Annotated in this window: 15 protein-coding genes and 1 pseudogene; 9 read left to right on the forward strand and 7 right to left on the reverse strand. The window is 72.4% G+C overall.

All coding sequences use genetic code 11. The features are described from left to right. Positions 1 to 12: 12 nt before the first annotated feature. Together ku and ACZ4XD_RS04520 are read left to right on the forward strand one after the other, a co-directional pair. Positions 13 to 1,158, forward strand: a complete 1,146-nt coding sequence (gene ku / locus ACZ4XD_RS04515; RefSeq protein ID WP_468038110.1) for a non-homologous end joining protein Ku — start codon at positions 13 to 15, stop codon at positions 1,156 to 1,158. 47 nt (positions 1,159 to 1,205) lie between these two features. After that, the gene (locus ACZ4XD_RS04520) at positions 1,206 to 1,583 is read left to right on the forward strand and encodes an RNA-binding S4 domain-containing protein (RefSeq protein ID WP_468038112.1); all 378 of its coding nucleotides are present in this window, start codon (positions 1,206 to 1,208) and stop codon (positions 1,581 to 1,583) included. Between the two features lie 52 nt (positions 1,584 to 1,635). Here the strand turns inward: ACZ4XD_RS04520 and ACZ4XD_RS04525 are convergent, their stop codons facing one another. Continuing rightward, entirely contained in the window at positions 1,636 to 2,064 is a 429-nt protein-coding gene (locus ACZ4XD_RS04525; protein WP_468038114.1) for a YchJ family protein, read from the reverse strand. 196 nt (positions 2,065 to 2,260) lie between these two features. On the opposite strand from ACZ4XD_RS04525, the gene ACZ4XD_RS04530 reads away from it, so the two are divergent. Both ACZ4XD_RS04530 and ACZ4XD_RS04535 read left to right on the forward strand, forming a co-directional pair. After that, the gene (locus ACZ4XD_RS04530) at positions 2,261 to 2,455 is read left to right on the forward strand and encodes a hypothetical protein (protein ID WP_018092434.1); all 195 of its coding nucleotides are present in this window, start codon (positions 2,261 to 2,263) and stop codon (positions 2,453 to 2,455) included. A 147-nt stretch (positions 2,456 to 2,602) separates the two neighbouring features. After that, positions 2,603 to 4,396, forward strand: coding sequence for a hypothetical protein (locus ACZ4XD_RS04535; protein ID WP_468038116.1), 1,794 nt, complete (start codon positions 2,603 to 2,605; stop codon positions 4,394 to 4,396). A gap of 70 nt (positions 4,397 to 4,466) precedes the next feature. Here the strand turns inward: ACZ4XD_RS04535 and ACZ4XD_RS04540 are convergent, their stop codons facing one another. Then, positions 4,467 to 5,972 (reverse strand): SCO1417 family PLP biosynthesis transcription factor, encoded by a 1,506-nt coding sequence (locus ACZ4XD_RS04540; RefSeq protein ID WP_468038118.1) that lies wholly within the window; start codon positions 5,970 to 5,972, stop codon positions 4,467 to 4,469. 107 nt (positions 5,973 to 6,079) lie between these two features. On the opposite strand from ACZ4XD_RS04540, the gene yczE reads away from it, so the two are divergent. From yczE to ACZ4XD_RS04560, 4 genes and pseudogenes are all read left to right on the forward strand, one after another. Beyond that, positions 6,080 to 6,754 carry a membrane protein YczE gene (gene yczE, locus ACZ4XD_RS04545; protein ID WP_468038350.1) on the forward strand — a complete coding sequence of 225 codons (675 nt, stop codon included), beginning with the start codon at positions 6,080 to 6,082 and terminating at the stop codon, positions 6,752 to 6,754. Beyond that, the gene (locus tag ACZ4XD_RS04550; RefSeq protein WP_468038120.1) at positions 6,751 to 7,551 is read left to right on the forward strand and encodes a glycerophosphodiester phosphodiesterase family protein; all 801 of its coding nucleotides are present in this window, start codon (positions 6,751 to 6,753) and stop codon (positions 7,549 to 7,551) included. The genes yczE and ACZ4XD_RS04550 overlap by 4 nt, the downstream gene beginning before the upstream one ends. Before the next feature lie 104 nt (positions 7,552 to 7,655). Further along, positions 7,656 to 7,871: pseudogene (locus ACZ4XD_RS04555) on the forward strand (MFS transporter); the annotation flags it as partial. A 305-nt stretch (positions 7,872 to 8,176) separates the two neighbouring features. After that, a complete protein-coding gene (locus ACZ4XD_RS04560; protein WP_026170122.1) occupies positions 8,177 to 8,554 on the forward strand; it encodes an RNA polymerase-binding protein RbpA in 378 nt (125 codons plus the stop codon). 113 nt (positions 8,555 to 8,667) lie between these two features. On the opposite strand, the gene fxsA is transcribed toward ACZ4XD_RS04560, so the two are convergent. From fxsA to ACZ4XD_RS04585, 5 genes are all read right to left on the reverse strand, one after another. Beyond that, positions 8,668 to 9,267 (reverse strand): FxsA family membrane protein, encoded by a 600-nt coding sequence (gene fxsA, locus ACZ4XD_RS04565; RefSeq protein WP_468038122.1) that lies wholly within the window; start codon positions 9,265 to 9,267, stop codon positions 8,668 to 8,670. 90 nt (positions 9,268 to 9,357) lie between these two features. After that, positions 9,358 to 10,113, reverse strand: coding sequence for a polyprenol monophosphomannose synthase (locus tag ACZ4XD_RS04570; RefSeq protein WP_468038123.1), 756 nt, complete (start codon positions 10,111 to 10,113; stop codon positions 9,358 to 9,360). After that, positions 10,110 to 11,786: an apolipoprotein N-acyltransferase gene (gene lnt, locus ACZ4XD_RS04575; protein ID WP_468038125.1), complete on the reverse strand. Its 1,677-nt coding sequence runs from the start codon at positions 11,784 to 11,786 to the stop codon at positions 10,110 to 10,112. The genes ACZ4XD_RS04570 and lnt overlap by 4 nt, the downstream gene beginning before the upstream one ends. A 526-nt stretch (positions 11,787 to 12,312) precedes the next feature. Beyond that, positions 12,313 to 13,977, reverse strand: a complete 1,665-nt coding sequence (locus ACZ4XD_RS04580; RefSeq protein ID WP_468038127.1) for an amidohydrolase — start codon at positions 13,975 to 13,977, stop codon at positions 12,313 to 12,315. A gap of 57 nt (positions 13,978 to 14,034) precedes the next feature. Beyond that, complete coding sequence (locus tag ACZ4XD_RS04585) at positions 14,035 to 14,475, reverse strand: Lrp/AsnC family transcriptional regulator (RefSeq protein ID WP_026170119.1); 441 nt, start codon at positions 14,473 to 14,475, stop codon at positions 14,035 to 14,037. Positions 14,476 to 14,684: 209 nt separating this feature from the next. Here ACZ4XD_RS04585 and ACZ4XD_RS04590 point away from each other — a divergent pair, with 209 nt between their 5' ends. Next, on the forward strand, positions 14,685 to 15,110 hold the full coding sequence (locus ACZ4XD_RS04590) for a hypothetical protein (RefSeq protein WP_468038130.1): 426 nt from the start codon (positions 14,685 to 14,687) through the stop codon (positions 15,108 to 15,110). Positions 15,111 to 15,113: the final 3 nt, after the last annotated feature.

Genomic DNA, 15,113 nt, shown 5'->3' on the forward strand with positions numbered 1-15,113 from the left:
AAGGGATGAAATATGCGTTCTATATGGAATGGGTCCATATCGTTCGGTCTGGTCACCATCCCCGTGAAGACCTACAGCGCCACCGACCGCACCTCGTCGGTGTCCTTCGTACGCATCCATGAGAAGGACGGCGCACAGATCCAGTACCGGAAGATCTGTGAGCTGGACGGCGAGGAAGTCCCGAACGAGGAGGTCGGCAAGGGCTATCAGGCGCCGGGCGACGACACCGTCGTGCCGATCACCGACGACGATCTGTCCCGGCTGCCGATGCCCACCGCCAAGACGCTGTCGATCCTCTCGTTCGTCGACCCGGACGAGATCGACCCGCTCCAGATGGACAAGGCGTACTACCTGGGCCCCAACGGGGCGTCCGCCACCAAGCCGTATGCGCTGCTGCGGGAGGCGCTGGAGGACCATCGCAAGGTCGCGATCGGCAAGGTGGCGATGCGGGGACGGGAATCCCTGGCGATGCTGCGGGCGCACGACGGGGCGCTGGTGATGCACACCCTGCTGTGGCCGGATCAGATCCGGCCCGTCACCGGTGTGGCACCCGACGATGTCGAGCTCCGCGAGAACGAGCTGACGCTGGCCGAGACCCTGATGGACTCCCTGGGCGAGCTGGACCCCGCCGAACTCCACGACGACTACCGCGAGGCCGTCGAAGAACTGGTCGCCGCCAAGCTGGAGGGCGAACCGGTCGCCCCCGCCGCGTCGGGCACGTCCGGCGCCCAGGTCATCGATCTCACGGCGGCGCTGGAGAAGAGCGTGCGGGCGGCACGGGGCGGCGGGGAGGCCGATACGGAGGCGGAGTCGGCGTCCGTGACGCCCATACGGGGGCGGAAGACGGCGAAGAAGGGTGAGGCGGAGCGGGGCGCCGCCAAGAAGAGCGGTACGGCGGCGAAGAAGGCCCCGGGCAGGAAGACCGCCCCGGCCGCGGCGAAGAAGGCTCCGGCGAAGAAGACGGCGGCCGCCCCGAAGGCGGCCGGCGGTCGGGCGAAGGGCACGTCGACGGCCAAGAAGACCGCAGCCGCCGGTACTTCCCGGAAGAGCACGGCGACGAAGACCACGTCGCAGAGCGCCGCCAAGAAGACCACCGCCAAAAAGACGGCGGCAAAAAAGACCGCGGCAAAGAAGACCGGCAAGAGGTCGTCCGCGTAGGGCCGTCGGGCCGCCGCATCGGCGGGTGTCCGTTCTAGAGTCTTGGTATGGCTTCAGACGAGGGGACCACCCGCATCGACAGCTGGATCTGGTCCGTACGGCTCACCAAGACGCGCTCGCTGGCCACCGCCGCGTGCCGCGCGGGGCACGTACGGGTCAACGGTGAGCGGGTGAAGCCGGCCCACGGCGTACGCAACGGTGACGAGGTGCGGCTGCGGCACGCGGGCCGGGAGCGGATCGTGGTCGTCTCGCGGCTGGTGCGCAAGCGGGTGGGCGCGGCCGTCGCCGCGGAGTGCTTCATCGACAACAGCCCGCCGGCCCCGCCGCGCGAGGAGATTCCGGTGGTCGGGCATCGCGACCGCGGCACCGGCCGTCCCACCAAACGCGACCGCCGCGAGATCGACCAGCTGCGCGGCGGACGGTGACCCGGCCCGGCCGCGCCGGGCACGGGGACGGGCCCGCCCCGATGGTTGAGGGCTACGCCGACGGCAGCGCGTCGAGATAGACCCACTGGCCGTCCTCGCGGACGAAGCGGCTGTGCTCGTACTGGCTGTCGGCCTGGCCGTGCAGGCTGTAGTGGGCGCGGAATTCCACGGTGCCTTCGGTGTGGAAGGCACTGCCGCCGGTCGCGGCGAGGATGTCCAGGCCGGTCCAGCGCCGGTCCGGTTCGAGGTCGAGGCCGGCCGGGCGGGTCGTCGGGTGCCAGGTGCGCAGCAGATATCCGGTGTCACCGACGGCGAAGGCGCTGTAGCGCGAGCGCATCAGGCGCTCCGCGGTCGGGGCCGTGGCATGCCCCTGATGGAACGGGGCGCAGCAGTCGCGGTAGGTCTCGGCGCGTCCGCAGGGGCACGGCGAGGCGGGGGTGACGGCGGCGGGGCGGCGGGGCTTGTTCTTCTGCTTCGACACCCCACGATTGTGCCGGTTCGGCGGGGCCGCTCCGCGACCCGCCGAGCACACCCGGACCCGGCACGCCCTGGCGTTGCGTCCATTTGGGGAATTTCCCTGATAAATCACCCATTTGCAGCTTTTCATGGCTTGATACGTGCTGTGAGGCTGGAAGAACTCATGGTGACCGTCCCCACCACCCAGGAGAGAACCCCCCATGATTCTGTCCATTTCCGGCGTCGTCCTGCTCGGTGTCATCGTCTTCCTCTTCTTCCGGAAAGACGGCCTGAAGTTGTCCCACGCTCTGGTCTCCGCGCTCTTCGGGTTCTACCTCGCCAGCTCCGCCATCGCGCCCAGTATCAAGGCCGGCGGGGCGAGCCTGGCGAGCCTCCTCGGGGGGATCAAGATCTAGCGAGCGGCCGCAGACCGCGTCCGGCGCACCGCCACGGGACCCGCCCGAACGGGCCGCACCGGCTCCCGTCCGGGCGGCTCCGTGTGCGCCCCCTGCCCGCAGCCCCGCCGATCCCCCACGACCACCACACGAGCATCAGGAGAAGATGTGGCCCGGCGCCCCCTGCCCCGCATCCTGACCAACAGCGCACCGCTCGCCCGTATGACACACAGCGCCTCGCTCGCCCGCAGCCGCGAACTCGCGCGCAGCGCCGCCGACAGCGCCTCCGATGTGTTCCATCCGCTGATCACCATCGGCCGGGGGCTGCGCCGGCTGGGCGCGGCCGGCCGGGAGCGCTGGGCCGGGACGCCCAAGGATCAGCGCGGTCCGCTGGCGTTCTTCGTGGGCGCCTGTGTGCTGGTGGTGTGGCTGGTGCCGTACGGGCCGCTGCTCGCCCTGATCGGGGTGATGGGCGCGGGTGCCTGGGCGGGGCGGGAGCGGACGCCCGTGGTGACCGGCCCCAGCGAGGCCGAGACCGAACGGCTGCGGGCGCTGTACGAGGCGCTGGTGCCCTACCTCTCCGCCGAGGGGGACCCCAGCCCGCTGTATGCGCACGGCGGTGACTGGGAGCGGGCCTTCGCCGAGTACGCCTTCGACGACAGCGGGCGGCTGGAACGACTCCAGCTGAAGTATCCGGCGTACTTCACCGACGGTGAGGACCGGTCCCGGGTCCGCATCGAGCAGGTGCTGTACGCCAAGGCCGGCCGGGGCCGGGAGTACCGCTTCACGTGGGACGAGCTGGCCAATCAGCTCACGCTGACCGTGCTGGACGCGCTGCCCACGGATATCGCCGCCCAGCGCTTCGTCACCTCGCCGGGCGAGACGGTGCTCGGCTTCACCGACCCGGACTCCGTACAGCGGACCCTGCCGGTCACCGGCGGGGAGGAGACCCGGGATGCCCCGCCGGTGGTCTGGCGTACCGGGCAGCGCTCCACCGAACCGCATCTGCTCGTCCTGGGGCAGCCGGGGACCGGCGCCACGACGCTGCTGCGCTCGATCGCCCTCCAGGCGCTCCAGCACGGCGATGTGCTGGTCATCGACGGCAGCGGCACCGGTGAGTACGGCTGCCTGGTCGGGCGCCAGGGCGTGCTGGGGGTGGAGAGCGGGCTTGCGGGGGCGCTGGCGACGCTGGAGTGGGCCTCGCACGAGAGCGAGCGGCGGCTGATCGCGGGGAACCGGGCGCGGCAGGCCGGCGGGGCGGCGCCGGAGGAGACCCGGCGGCCGCTGTGGATCATCGCGGACCGTCCGACAGCGCTGTCCCATATCGCGGTCGCCGAGGAGCGGGACGATCCGCAGCGATGGCTCCAGGTGCCGCTGCGGCACGGCCGGGCCGCCCAGGTCACGGTGGTCGTGGCCGACCAGTTCGAGACCGCCGAGCTGCTGAGCGATCCGGTGCGGGCGCACACCAAGGCGCGGGTGGTGCTCGGCCCCGCCACGACGGAAGAGGTCCGGGCGGTGCTGGGGGCGCCGCCGCACACCACACCGCCGGCCCAGGTTCCGCCGGGCCGCGGCTATGCGCGGCTGGGGAACGCACCCGTACTGCGGCTCCAGGTGCCGGCCACGCCCGATCCGCTCGACGACGCCACCGGCCAGGCGCACCGGGAGGCGGTCATGGCGCTGCTGCCGGAGCACACCGTGCCGGCCGACGGGGCGGGGACCGGCGAGCCGGTGGCCGGCGGCAAGCGGGTGGACGTCGGCAAGGCGGTGACGGCCGGCCCGTCCGCGCCCGCCGACGGAGCGGGGGCGGACGACGGGTCCGCTGCGGCGGAGGCGGCACCGGAGGACGGGGAGTCCGGGTCCGTAGCCGAACCGGTGGGCGCGAGCGCGCGGGTGCGGACCGACCAGGGCGGCAAGCCCCGTGTGATCAAGGGGTCGGTGGAGGCCGTGCGGGCGGAGGGTTGAGTCCGTCCGGTGGGGCGGACCGGCCCTGGCGGGGCTGCCCCAGCCCTCAAGGACGGGGCCGGGCGAGCGGTCAGGCCACGAACGTGTGCCGCAGCTCCGCCTCCACCGGCGCACCCGTCGCCACCAGTCGCGCGGCGCCGGCCAGCCGGACCGCGGCCTCGTCGGCGACCGCCCCGCTGACCGTGAACGGCAGCCGTACGAAGCCCTCGAAGGCGCCGTCGACACCGAAGCGCGGGCCGGAAGGCACCCGTACGCCGAGCCGCTCCCCCGCCTCCGCGATCCGTGAGCCGGAGAGCCCGCCCGTCCGCGCCCAGAGGGTGAGGCCGCCGCGGGGCACGCTGAATTCCCAGTCGGGCAGATGCCGGTGCAGCGCCTCGACGATGGCGTCGCGATTCTCGCGGGCCTGCTCGCGGCGGATGCCGATGGCCTGCTCCCAGCCGCCGGTCTCCAGGAGCGAGGCGATGGCGAGCTGTTCGAGGACCGGTGAGCCCAGGTCGGAGTAGGCGCGGGCGGCGACCAGGCTGCGGATGATGTCGGGGGCGGCGCGCACCCAGCCGATCCGCATCCCGGCCCAGAACGCCTTGCTCGCCGAGCCGACGGTGATCACCGCGCTGCCGGCCGGGTCGAACGCGCAGACCGGCCGGGGCGGTTCGGTGTCCTCGTCCAGCCGGAGCTCGGTCATGGTCTCGTCGACGACGAGCAGGGTGCCGGCCGACCGGGCGGCGTCGACGAGGCGGCGGCGCTGGTCCTCGGTGGCGAGGGTGCCGGTGGGGTTGTGGAAGTCGGCGACGACATAGGCCATACGGGGGGCCGCATCGCGCATCACCTGGCGCCAGACGGGGATGTCCCAGCCGGCCAGCTTGTCCCCGAGGGCGACCGGTACGAGCCGGGCACCGGCGTCCCGCATCAGCTGGAGGATGTTGGCGTACGACGGCGAATCGACGGCGACCCGCTCGCCTGGGCTGGTACAGAGCCGGCAGATCGCGGCGACGGCGCCCATCGCGCCGGTGGTCACCATGATCTGTTCCGGCATGGTGGGGATACCGCGGGCGGTGTAGCGGTCCGCGAGGGCCTGCCGCAGGACGGGCAGCCCGGCCGGGTAGTCGCCGTGGGTGTGGGAGTAGAGCGGAAGGTCGGCCATGGCACCCTGGACGGCGCGGGTGAGCCAGGGTTCGGGGGCCGGGAGGGCGGCACAACCGAGGTCGATCATGGAGCCGGCGGCTTCCGGGGGCAGTGGTTCCAGACCGCGGGTGGGCAGCGGATTGCCGGCCGGGACGGCGGTCCAACTGCCGGAGCCGCGGCGGGACTCCAGGAACCCCTCGGCGCGCAGCGCCTCGTAGGCGGCGGCGACGGTGGTGCGGCTGACGCCGAAGGCCGCGGCCAGTTCACGCTCGGCAGGCAGGCGGGCGGCGACCGGTATCCGGCCTTCCAGCACGAGCAGGCGCACACCGTCGGCGAGGCTGCGGTAGGCGGGCAACCGGCGGCCGCCGACCGCGAGTTGGGCATCGCGCGGGTCCTGCGACCGGAGCAGCCGGGCGAGTTGGGTCGCGCCAACCGCTGAAGTCCACTGAGCCATGAAGATCAGTCCACCTTCCCCGAATTGGCTCTACTTCCCGAGCCCGGACACGCCACATGGTGTCATGCGTCGGTCCAATCCTGCCAGGAGGGGGAAAAGTCGTGTCCATGATCAGTGAGCCCGGCCCGCGGAGGGGCCTGCCGGTGCGCCGCCTGGTCCAGCTCTATACGGGACTGACGCTGTACGGCGTGAGCATGGGCCTGATGCTGCGGGCCGAGCTGGGGTTGGAGCCATGGAGCGTGCTGAACCAGGGCATATCCCGTCATACAGGGCTCTCGATCGGCACGGTCACCATCGTCTCCGGCGCACTGATCCTGCTGCTGTGGATACCGCTGCGCCAGCGCCCCGGCCTGGGCACGGTCTCCAATGTGGTGGTCCTCGGCCTGGTGATGGACGCGACGCTGGCCTGGGTGCCGGAGCTGGACTCGCTCGGCGCCCGTATCCCGCTGCTGGCGGGCGCCGTCCTCCTGAACGGCGCCGCGACCGGGCTGTACATCTCCGCCGACTTCGGGCCGGGGCCGCGCGACGGACTGATGACCGGGCTGCACCGGCGGACCGGCCGTCCGGTGCGGCTGGTGCGGACCTGCATCGAGGTGACGGTGCTGGCGGCGGGCTTCGCGCTCGGCGGGTCCGTCGGCGTCGGCACGGTCGTCTACGCGCTGGCCATCGGCCCCCTGGCGCAGTTCTTCCTCCGCCGCTTCGCGGTGGGGGCGCCCGTGAAGCCGTCCCCGGTGGTGGCCCGCGGAGAGCCTTCACCTGAGCGCGCCATACTGCCGGAGTGACCTCAGCGATACGCATCCGCCACGCCTATCTCGACCACCCCGGACCGCTGCCCTTCGCCCACCGGGGCGGGGACGCGGAGGGCCTGGAGAACACCGCGGCCGCCTTCCGGCGCGCGGTCGGCCTCGGCTACCGCTACCTGGAGACCGATGTGCACGCCACATCGGACGGCCGGCTCGTCGCCTTCCATGACGCGACCCTCGACCGCGTCACGGACACCCGCGGCGCGATCGGAGAGCTCCCCTGGCAGGCGGTGCGCCGGGCCCGGGTCGGCGGCCGGGAGCCGCTGCCGCTGTTCGAGGAGCTGCTGGAGGAGTTCCCCGAGGCGCGCTGGAACGTCGACCTCAAGGCCGAGGCCGCGCTGCCACCGCTGCTGGACCTGCTCCGCCGCACCGGCGCCTGGGACCGGGTGTGCGTCGGCTCGTTCTCGGAGGCCCGGGTGGCCCGGGCCCAGCGGCTGGCCGGCCGGCGGATGGCGAGCTCGCTCGGCACCCGTGGGGTGGCCGGGCTGCGGCTGCGCTCGTACGGCCGCGGAGTGCTGCCGCTCGACCGGCTGCTGGGCGCGGCGGTGCGCCGCAGCGCGGTATGCGTGCAGGTCCCCGAGCGGCAGTCCGGCCTCCCGGTCGTCGATCCGCTGTTCCTGCGCGCCGCGCATGCGCTGGGCATGCAGGTGCACGTCTGGACGGTCAATGACGCGGATCGGATGACCGCCCTGTTGGATCTCGGCGTGGATGGCATCATGACCGATCACATCGAGACGCTGCGGACGGTGCTGACCGAGCGGGGGTGCTGGGTCTGAGCCGCCCGTGGGCCGTCTGACTCTGCCTGGCGTCGGCGGGGCTGTGGTGGGCGCTGCGCGGGATGCGCCGCCACCCCCTCACCCTGTCGTTCCTCCTGGCCTAGGAGGCGGAGTATTTCTCCGCGTACGAGATCAGCGACCGGGGTGTGAGCCGGCTGGGACCGCTGGTGTTCGGGGTGGCCTATCAGCTCACCGGGAGCTACCGGGACGCGATCGGGTCCCTGGTGGCCTTCTTCGTGGTCGGTTTCGTGCTGCTGGCGCGGGTCCCGGTGGGCCGGGCCATCGCGGCGGCCGGAAATCCGGTACCTGACCGGATTTAGCCTCCGGGCGTGCGGGGCGGTAGTGTACGCCTTTGGCTCACCAGGCGGACCGTTACTGCGCGCTCAAGCATGGAAGGCGCTGGGTGACATCTGCTGCCAGATGTGACAAACCGGGCGCCGGTGGGTACAACAAGGGGCGGCACGAAGGTAGGCAGCGGCGCACAGCGCCTCCGTCAAGGGCGGTGGTGGGCGACGGGTGGGCTCATATCCCGGATTCGGGAATCTTCACCGCCGACCGGACGTTGACCGGATGACGACGACAGCGACACCTGTCCTGTGGGCGACAAGCCCGGGAGGCACGATTCATGAGTGAGCGAGCTCTCCGCGGCACGCGACTCGTGGTGACCAGCTACGAGACCGACCGCGGCATCGACCTGGCCCCGCGCCAGGCGGTGGAGTACGCATGCCAGAACGGACATCGATTCGAGATGCCGTTCTCGGTTGAGGCCGAGATTCCGCCGGAGTGGGAGTGCAAGGTATGTGGTGCACCCTCTCTTCTGGTGGATGGCGACGGCCCCGAGGAGAAGAAGGGTAAGCCCGCGCGTACGCACTGGGACATGCTCATGGAGCGGCGCACCCGCGAGGAGCTGGAGGAGGTGCTGGCCGAGAGGCTGGCCGTCCTGCGCTCCGGCACCATGAACATCGCCGTGCATCCGCGCGACAGCAACCGCAAGTCCGCCTGACATCGGACCTGCGCCAGGCAAGCACGCAAGGGCCGGGGCCACTGCATCATGCAGTGGCCCCGGCCTTTGCCGTCCGCGCGGTGGGTCCGCCGGCGCGGTCAGCGGTCAGCCGGTCAGCCGGTCAGCGGCGGATCCTGGCGGCGCGGGGCCGGCGGCTCGTCGTCGCGGATGACCTCGCCCTGGACGACCTTGCCGTCCGGCCGGTGCATCCGGGCCTGCTGGAACGCATCACCGAACGAGCCCGGGGCGTAGCCCGTCCGCCGGGACAGCAGCTTCTCGGCGCGGCGCTGCATCAGCTTCCCGGTCGGCGGGAAGAGGCAGAGCAGCCCCAGGGCGTCGGACACCAGCCCCGGCAGCATCAGCAGCAGCCCGCCGACCATGGGGAGCGTATTGCCGCTGCCCGGCTTGTCGTTGCCGGATCTGCCGTTGCCGGACGGGGAGTTGCCGGCCGCGGCCGGATCGCCGGCGGTCTGAAAGCTCTCGGTGAGGTTCCGCCAGGCACGACGGCCGGCCCGCTTGATCACATAACCGCCGACGATCACTCCGGCGACCAGCAGGAGCAGCACCGTCAGACCGTTGGTGGCACCGGCGACGACGGTCAGCAGCCAGATCTCCAGCACCATCCAGGCGGCGATGCCCAAGGGGACGAACCTACGGGCGCGCGAACGCTGGGGCGGGCGGGGACTCGGCGAGGGCGTGGCTCCGAACGTCATGCCTCAAGTGTGCCTGGCCCGTCCGGCCGCCTTTCCCAAGGGTCACCGGGAAGATCCACTCCGGTCGGCCGGGCGGTGGCGAGCCGGGTGTCAGCGGCCGCGGAGCTTGTCCACCCGTGAGCCGACGCCCCAGGCCGTGACGCGCCACAGCGCCTCCACGACGATGTCCCGGCTCATCTTGCTGTCGCCGTACTCGCGCTCGACGAAGGTGATCGGGACCTCGACGACGTGATAGCCGGCCTGCACGGCGCGGCGGGCGAGATCGACCTGGAAGCAGTAGCCCTGGGAGGCGACATCGTCCAGGCCCAGCCCCTTGAGGGCCTCCGCGCGAAAGGCCCGGAAGCCTCCGGTGACGTCGCGCAGCGGCAGATCCAGCGCCAACCGGGAGTAGGTGCTGCCGCCGCGGGAGATCAGCTGGCGGTACTTGGGCCAGTTGACGGTACGGCCGCCGGGCACCCAGCGCGAACCGAGGACGAGATCGGCACCCTTGAGGGCGGTGAGCAGCCGGGGCAGCTCCTCGGGCTGGTGCGAACCGTCGGCGTCCATCTCGACCAGCACGCCGTAGCCGTGGTCGATGCCCCACCGGAAGCCGGCGAGATAGGCGGCGCCGAGCCCTTCCTTGCCCTTGCGGTGCAGGACATGGACCCGGTCGTCCCCGGCGGCCAGCTCATCGGCCAGCTTGCCGGTGCCGTCGGGGCTGTTGTCGTCCGCGACCAGGACATGTGCCTCGGGGTCGGCGGACCGCACCCGCGAGACGATCGGCTTGATGTTCTCCGCCTCGTTGTACGTCGGGATGATCACCAACGTGGTGCCGAGCGGACCGTACTTCCGCTGACCGTCTGTCACTGCTGCCCCTTCTCGTCCTTCGTACGCCCACGCCGGCCGAGGACTGCCGCGGCGGCGCAGGACAGAAGGCCCACGATAGCGAGCGCCCACTCCGGAGCGGCACCGACGCGGTCGGCGAGCGTCGTTTCGTCCCGCAGCGGAATCCGCGCGGAGACCACGCCCTGGGTGAACTCCGGGATCCGGTGGGTGATCGTGCCGTCGGGGGCGACCACCGCACTGATTCCGCTGGTGGCGGCGGTGACCACGGCGCGGCCGTGTTCGACGGCGCGCAGCTTGGACATCGCCAGCTGCTGCTCGGGCTGGCCGGTGCGGCCATAGGTGGCGTTGTTGGTCTGGATGACCAGGGCGCGGGCGCCGGCGTTGACGGTGTCGTGGACGATCTGGTCGTAGGCGACCTCGAAGCAGATGACGTCGCCGAGCCGGGCGGGGCCGACCTTGAGCAGGCCGGTGTGGTCACCGGGGTAGAAGTTGCGGGTCACCCGCTGGAAGCGCGTAATGATCTTGCTGAGCTGCTCCTTGAACGGCACGTACTCACCGAACGGCACCGGGTGCTGCTTGGTGTAGGAGGCGCCCGGCCCCTTCTTCGGATCCCAGACGATGCCCTCGTTGAAGACATAGCCCTCCTTGGTGGGGTGATCCACCAGGGCACCCACGAGGACGGGCACGTTGACGGCCTTCACGGCCTCGTCGATCCGGTCGTACGCCTGCGGGTACTTGAACGGATCGAGGTCGGAGGAGTTCTCCGGCCAGATGACCAGGTCCGGCTTCCTGACCCGGCCGGCCTTGACGTCCGCGGCGAGCTTCTCGGTGGCGGTGGCGTGGTTGTCCGTGATCATCATGGGGCGGCCCAGGAAGTCCATACCGGGTGACTGGACGTTGCCCTGGACGACAGCGATGTCAACGGTGTCATCGGCCTTGGTGGGCACGGGCACCAGCACACCGGCCGCGGCGACCGCGGCGGCGAGCCCGAACGCCTCGATGGCCGGCACGGCCCGGCGCAGCGACCCGTTCCCGCGCAGCCCCCAGAGGGTGGCGGCACAGGCGGCGAGCAGCGCCCCGGCCAGCGCGACGGCGAAGGTCACCAGCGGGGCGCCGCCGAGCGCCGCGAGCGGGGTGAACGGCGAACCGGTGTTGGCGAACGCCAGCCGGCCCCACGGGAAGCCACCGAGCGGCAGCCGGTCGCGGGCCCACTCCTCGGCGACCCACAGACAGGCGGCCCACAGCGGCCAGACCGGCAGCCGGGAGGTGACGGCGAGCCCCGCGCCCAGCAGTGCCAGGAAGAGCGCCTCGACGATCGAGAGGCCCACCACCGCGTCCCAGCCGATGACATGGAGCCACTTCAGCAGGAGCAGGAAGAACGACAGCCCGAAGGCGAAGCCCGTCCAGGCGCCCTGGCGGGCGGTCCGGCCGCGGGTCAGCAGCGACAGTGCGGCGACGGCCACCAGGGACAGCGGCCACAGGTCGTACGGCGGGAAGGCGAATCCGAGCACGAGACCGGCGAGGACCGCGAGGCCGGTGCGCGGCGCCTCACGGCGGGCCAGTGCGGCGAGCCGCCGGGCGCGTCCGGGGCGTACGGGCGCGGCGGCCGGGGAGCCCGTCCCGGCGGGGGGCACCGGGCCGTCGGGCGTGCTGCCGCTGACGGCTTCTTCGGTGGTGTCGGAGCCCGATGGCACGGTCGCGAGCCTTCCTGCAGGTCGTGGTGGTGAGCTGACCGTACATCGGGAGGCCGGGGTTACGGATGCGGGGTGCACAAAAGGTGAAGGGCCATCCGGGAGGGCGCAGGGACGCGGTGCGGTGCGGATAGGGGCCCGGCGCCCTTCGGGCCGACCTGGGACCCGCTGGCTGCGGGTCGACCGAGAGCCGTTGTCTACTGAGCGTCCGGGCCCCACCCGGGTCGCACCCGCCGGCCGGCCGAAACCTTCCGTCGCCCCGTGCCGCGGGTCCTGGACCTGGCTCCCAGTGGCGGTGTGCCCCAGTGGCGCACCGCCCCATGGCCCAGCTGCGTTCGACGACTGCGCGGAGATCTACCGGTCGGACGTCCTGTGGTGGACTCGGCCGAACCTACCGGCCGCCGACCGCCTGCTGTCAACAGGTGCTCCGCCTGCGTCGTTTTCGCGTCGCCCCAGGTCAGCCGCGAGCGCCCGCCTGTGGGCCAAGGAGCAGCAAGCACGGTCCGTGGTGGCACCTGCCTGCGCGATGTCACTCTTTCGGCGGCCCGAAGACCGTCCGCCCGCCGACGACCGTGCGCAGGCACACCGGGAGGTCGTTGCCGGGGGTGAGATCGGGCAGGCCGGGGGTCCCGGAGCGGGGGTCGGTGGACCAGCGCTCCACCCGCTCGTCGGGGGCCTGGACGAGCAGTTCGCCGGTGCGCCAGACCGCGTAGTCGGCGGGCGCGCCGGGCACCAGGACGCCCGCGTCGTCCCGGCCGATGGCGCGCCAGCCGCCGCGGGTGTGGGCGGTGAACGCGGCGCGGGCGGAGATGCCATGGGCGCGGGTGCGGTGGAAGACGGCGGCCCGCACGGTGCCCCATGGGTCGAGCGGGGTGACCGGGCTGTCGGAGCCGAGGGCGAGCGGGACCCCGGCCTTGAGCAGCGCGGCGTACGGGTTGAGGGTGCGGGCCCGGTCGACGCCGAGCCGGGCGGCGTACATGCCCTCCGCGCCGCCCCACGCCGCGTCGAAGGCGGGCTGGACGGAGGCGGTCAGAGCCAGGTCGGCGAAGCCCGCAATGGTCCGCTCGGTGAGCATTTCGGCATGCTCGACGCGGTGCCGGGCGGCCCGGATCCGGCCGAGGCCGACGCGCTCGGCCGCGGCCCGTACACCGTCGACGACGCCGGTCAGGGCCGCGTCACCGATGGCGTGGAAGCCGGCCTGGAGTCCGGCCTCGGTGCAGACGGCGACATGGGCGGCGACGGCCTCGGCGTCGAGGTGCCCGGCGCCGGTGTGGCCGGAGTCCGCGTACGGGGCGTGCAGGTGGGCGGTGTGCGAGCCGAGCGAGCCGTCGGCGAAAAGATCGCCCGCGGCGCCGATGGCTCCGAGCTCCCGGATCCGCTCCGCGTCCTTTGCGGACGTGATCAGCTCGGCCCAGTAGCCGACGACGCGCGGGCCGTTGCCCTCCCGGGCGAGGGCGAGCAGCGCCGTGAAGTCGTCCGCGCCGGAGATGTCCGGGCCGGCGCACTCGTGGATGCTGCCGATGCCGAGCGAGGCGGCGCGGGCGAGCGCGGCTGCCTGGGCCTCGGCGCGCTGGGCGGGGGTGACGGTGGCGTACGCGGCCTGCCGCACCGCGTGGTGGGCGTCACCGGTCAGCGGGGCGTCGGCCCGGAATCCGGCCAGCTCACGCACGCCGGGGACCAGATCGAGCAGCGCCGTCGTGACGACCGCGGAGTGCACATCCACCCGGGTGAGGTAGAGCGGCCGGCCGCCGGTGGCCGCGTCCAGTTCCGCGCGGGACGGCGGGCGGCCCTCCGGCCAGGCGCTGGCGTCCCAGCCGTGGCCGAGCAGAATCCGGTCCGCCTCCCGCGCGGACGCATACGCGCGGATACGGGCCAGCGCGTCGGTCAGCGTGCCGGCGCCGGACAGATCGAGACCGGTGAGCGCGAGCCCGGTCGCGGTGGTGTGCACATGTGCGTCCGTGAACGCCGGGGTGACGAGCGCGCCGTCGAGCCGGACGACCTCGTCCACTCCTTCGGCGAAGGAGTCGGCCGCGCCCTCCTCGCCGACCCAGGCGATCCGGTCACCCTCGACGACCATGGCGGTGGCGAAGGGGTCCGCGGGGCTGTGCACCTCACCGCCGCGCAGCAGGACCGTACGGGGGCGTGCCGGGCCGTTGGAGTGCGGTCGGACCGGATCGGGGATGTGCTCGCTCATACCGGACAGTCTGGCCCCTGTGCGCGGACGGACCGCGCGCAGGGGGGCGATCACCGGTCAGATGCGCGGCGGGCGGGCCTCGTAGGGCGTGGAGAGCACGACCGTGGTGCGGGTCGAGACGCCGGCGAGGGTCCTTATACGGGTGAGCAGATGCTCCAGCTCCAAAGGAGTGGCGACCCGCACCTTGAGGATGTAGTTCTCGTCGCCCGCGACGCTGTGGCAGGCCTCCAGCTCGGGGACCTCGGCCAGGCGGTCGGCGATGTCGTCCGGCGCGCTGGGGTCGAAGGGTTTGACCGAGATGAAGGCGGTGAGCGGCAGGCCCACCGCTTCGGGGTCCACGATGGCGGCATAGCCCCGGATGACACCGCGCTGCTCCAGGCGGCGCACCCGCTGATGCACCGCCGAAGTGGACAGGCCGGTGGCCTTGCCCAGGTCGGTGTAGCTCATCCGCCCGTCCTTGACGAGCAGATCCACGATTTGTCGGTCCAACTCCTCCACGCACTCAACCTACTGCGCGCGGGCGCGTGTGCGCACCGCGCGCCGGATCGTGGACACCCTTGCGCCGGGCCATGTGACCAATGCCACACGCGTGATCCGGTGTCGGTGGGGTGCCGGCGATTATGCGTGCGGCATGAAGGGAATTGCTGCTGGTGGCCGGGACCGCCCGTCACAGGAAGTCAGCGGTACGACCGGCCCACCCGAGGGGGATGGACATCATGCGACGCCTTAAGCAGGACTCAGCTGCCGCGAACACCGGCGCCCAGGAGGGCGAAAGTTCCGGCCTCTCCGGCGACGACGGTGCGTACGACTCTTTCGACACCTATGAGATCTACCGAGTGACCTGCCCCGACTGCCTTCAGCCGATCGCGCTGCTGGCGGACGAGGACACGCTGCCGGAGCACGCGCTGTGCGCCTCGCCGTGGAACCCCTTCGGGCTGACGGTGTGCCAGGGCTCCGGCCGGGCGGCGTCCGAGGCGCCGGAGTCCGAGGACACCCTGGACGCCCAGGAGCAGGACGCGGCGATGCTGCTGACGCTCCCGGAGAGCCTGGACTGGCGCCGTCAGCCGTTCTCGCACCTCGGCGGGCCCGGCACCCGTCCGGTGCGGGTGCCGGGGATGCGTCCGGGCGCCTGAGAG

This window comes from Streptomyces sp. NPDC029466 (assembly GCF_055574515.1).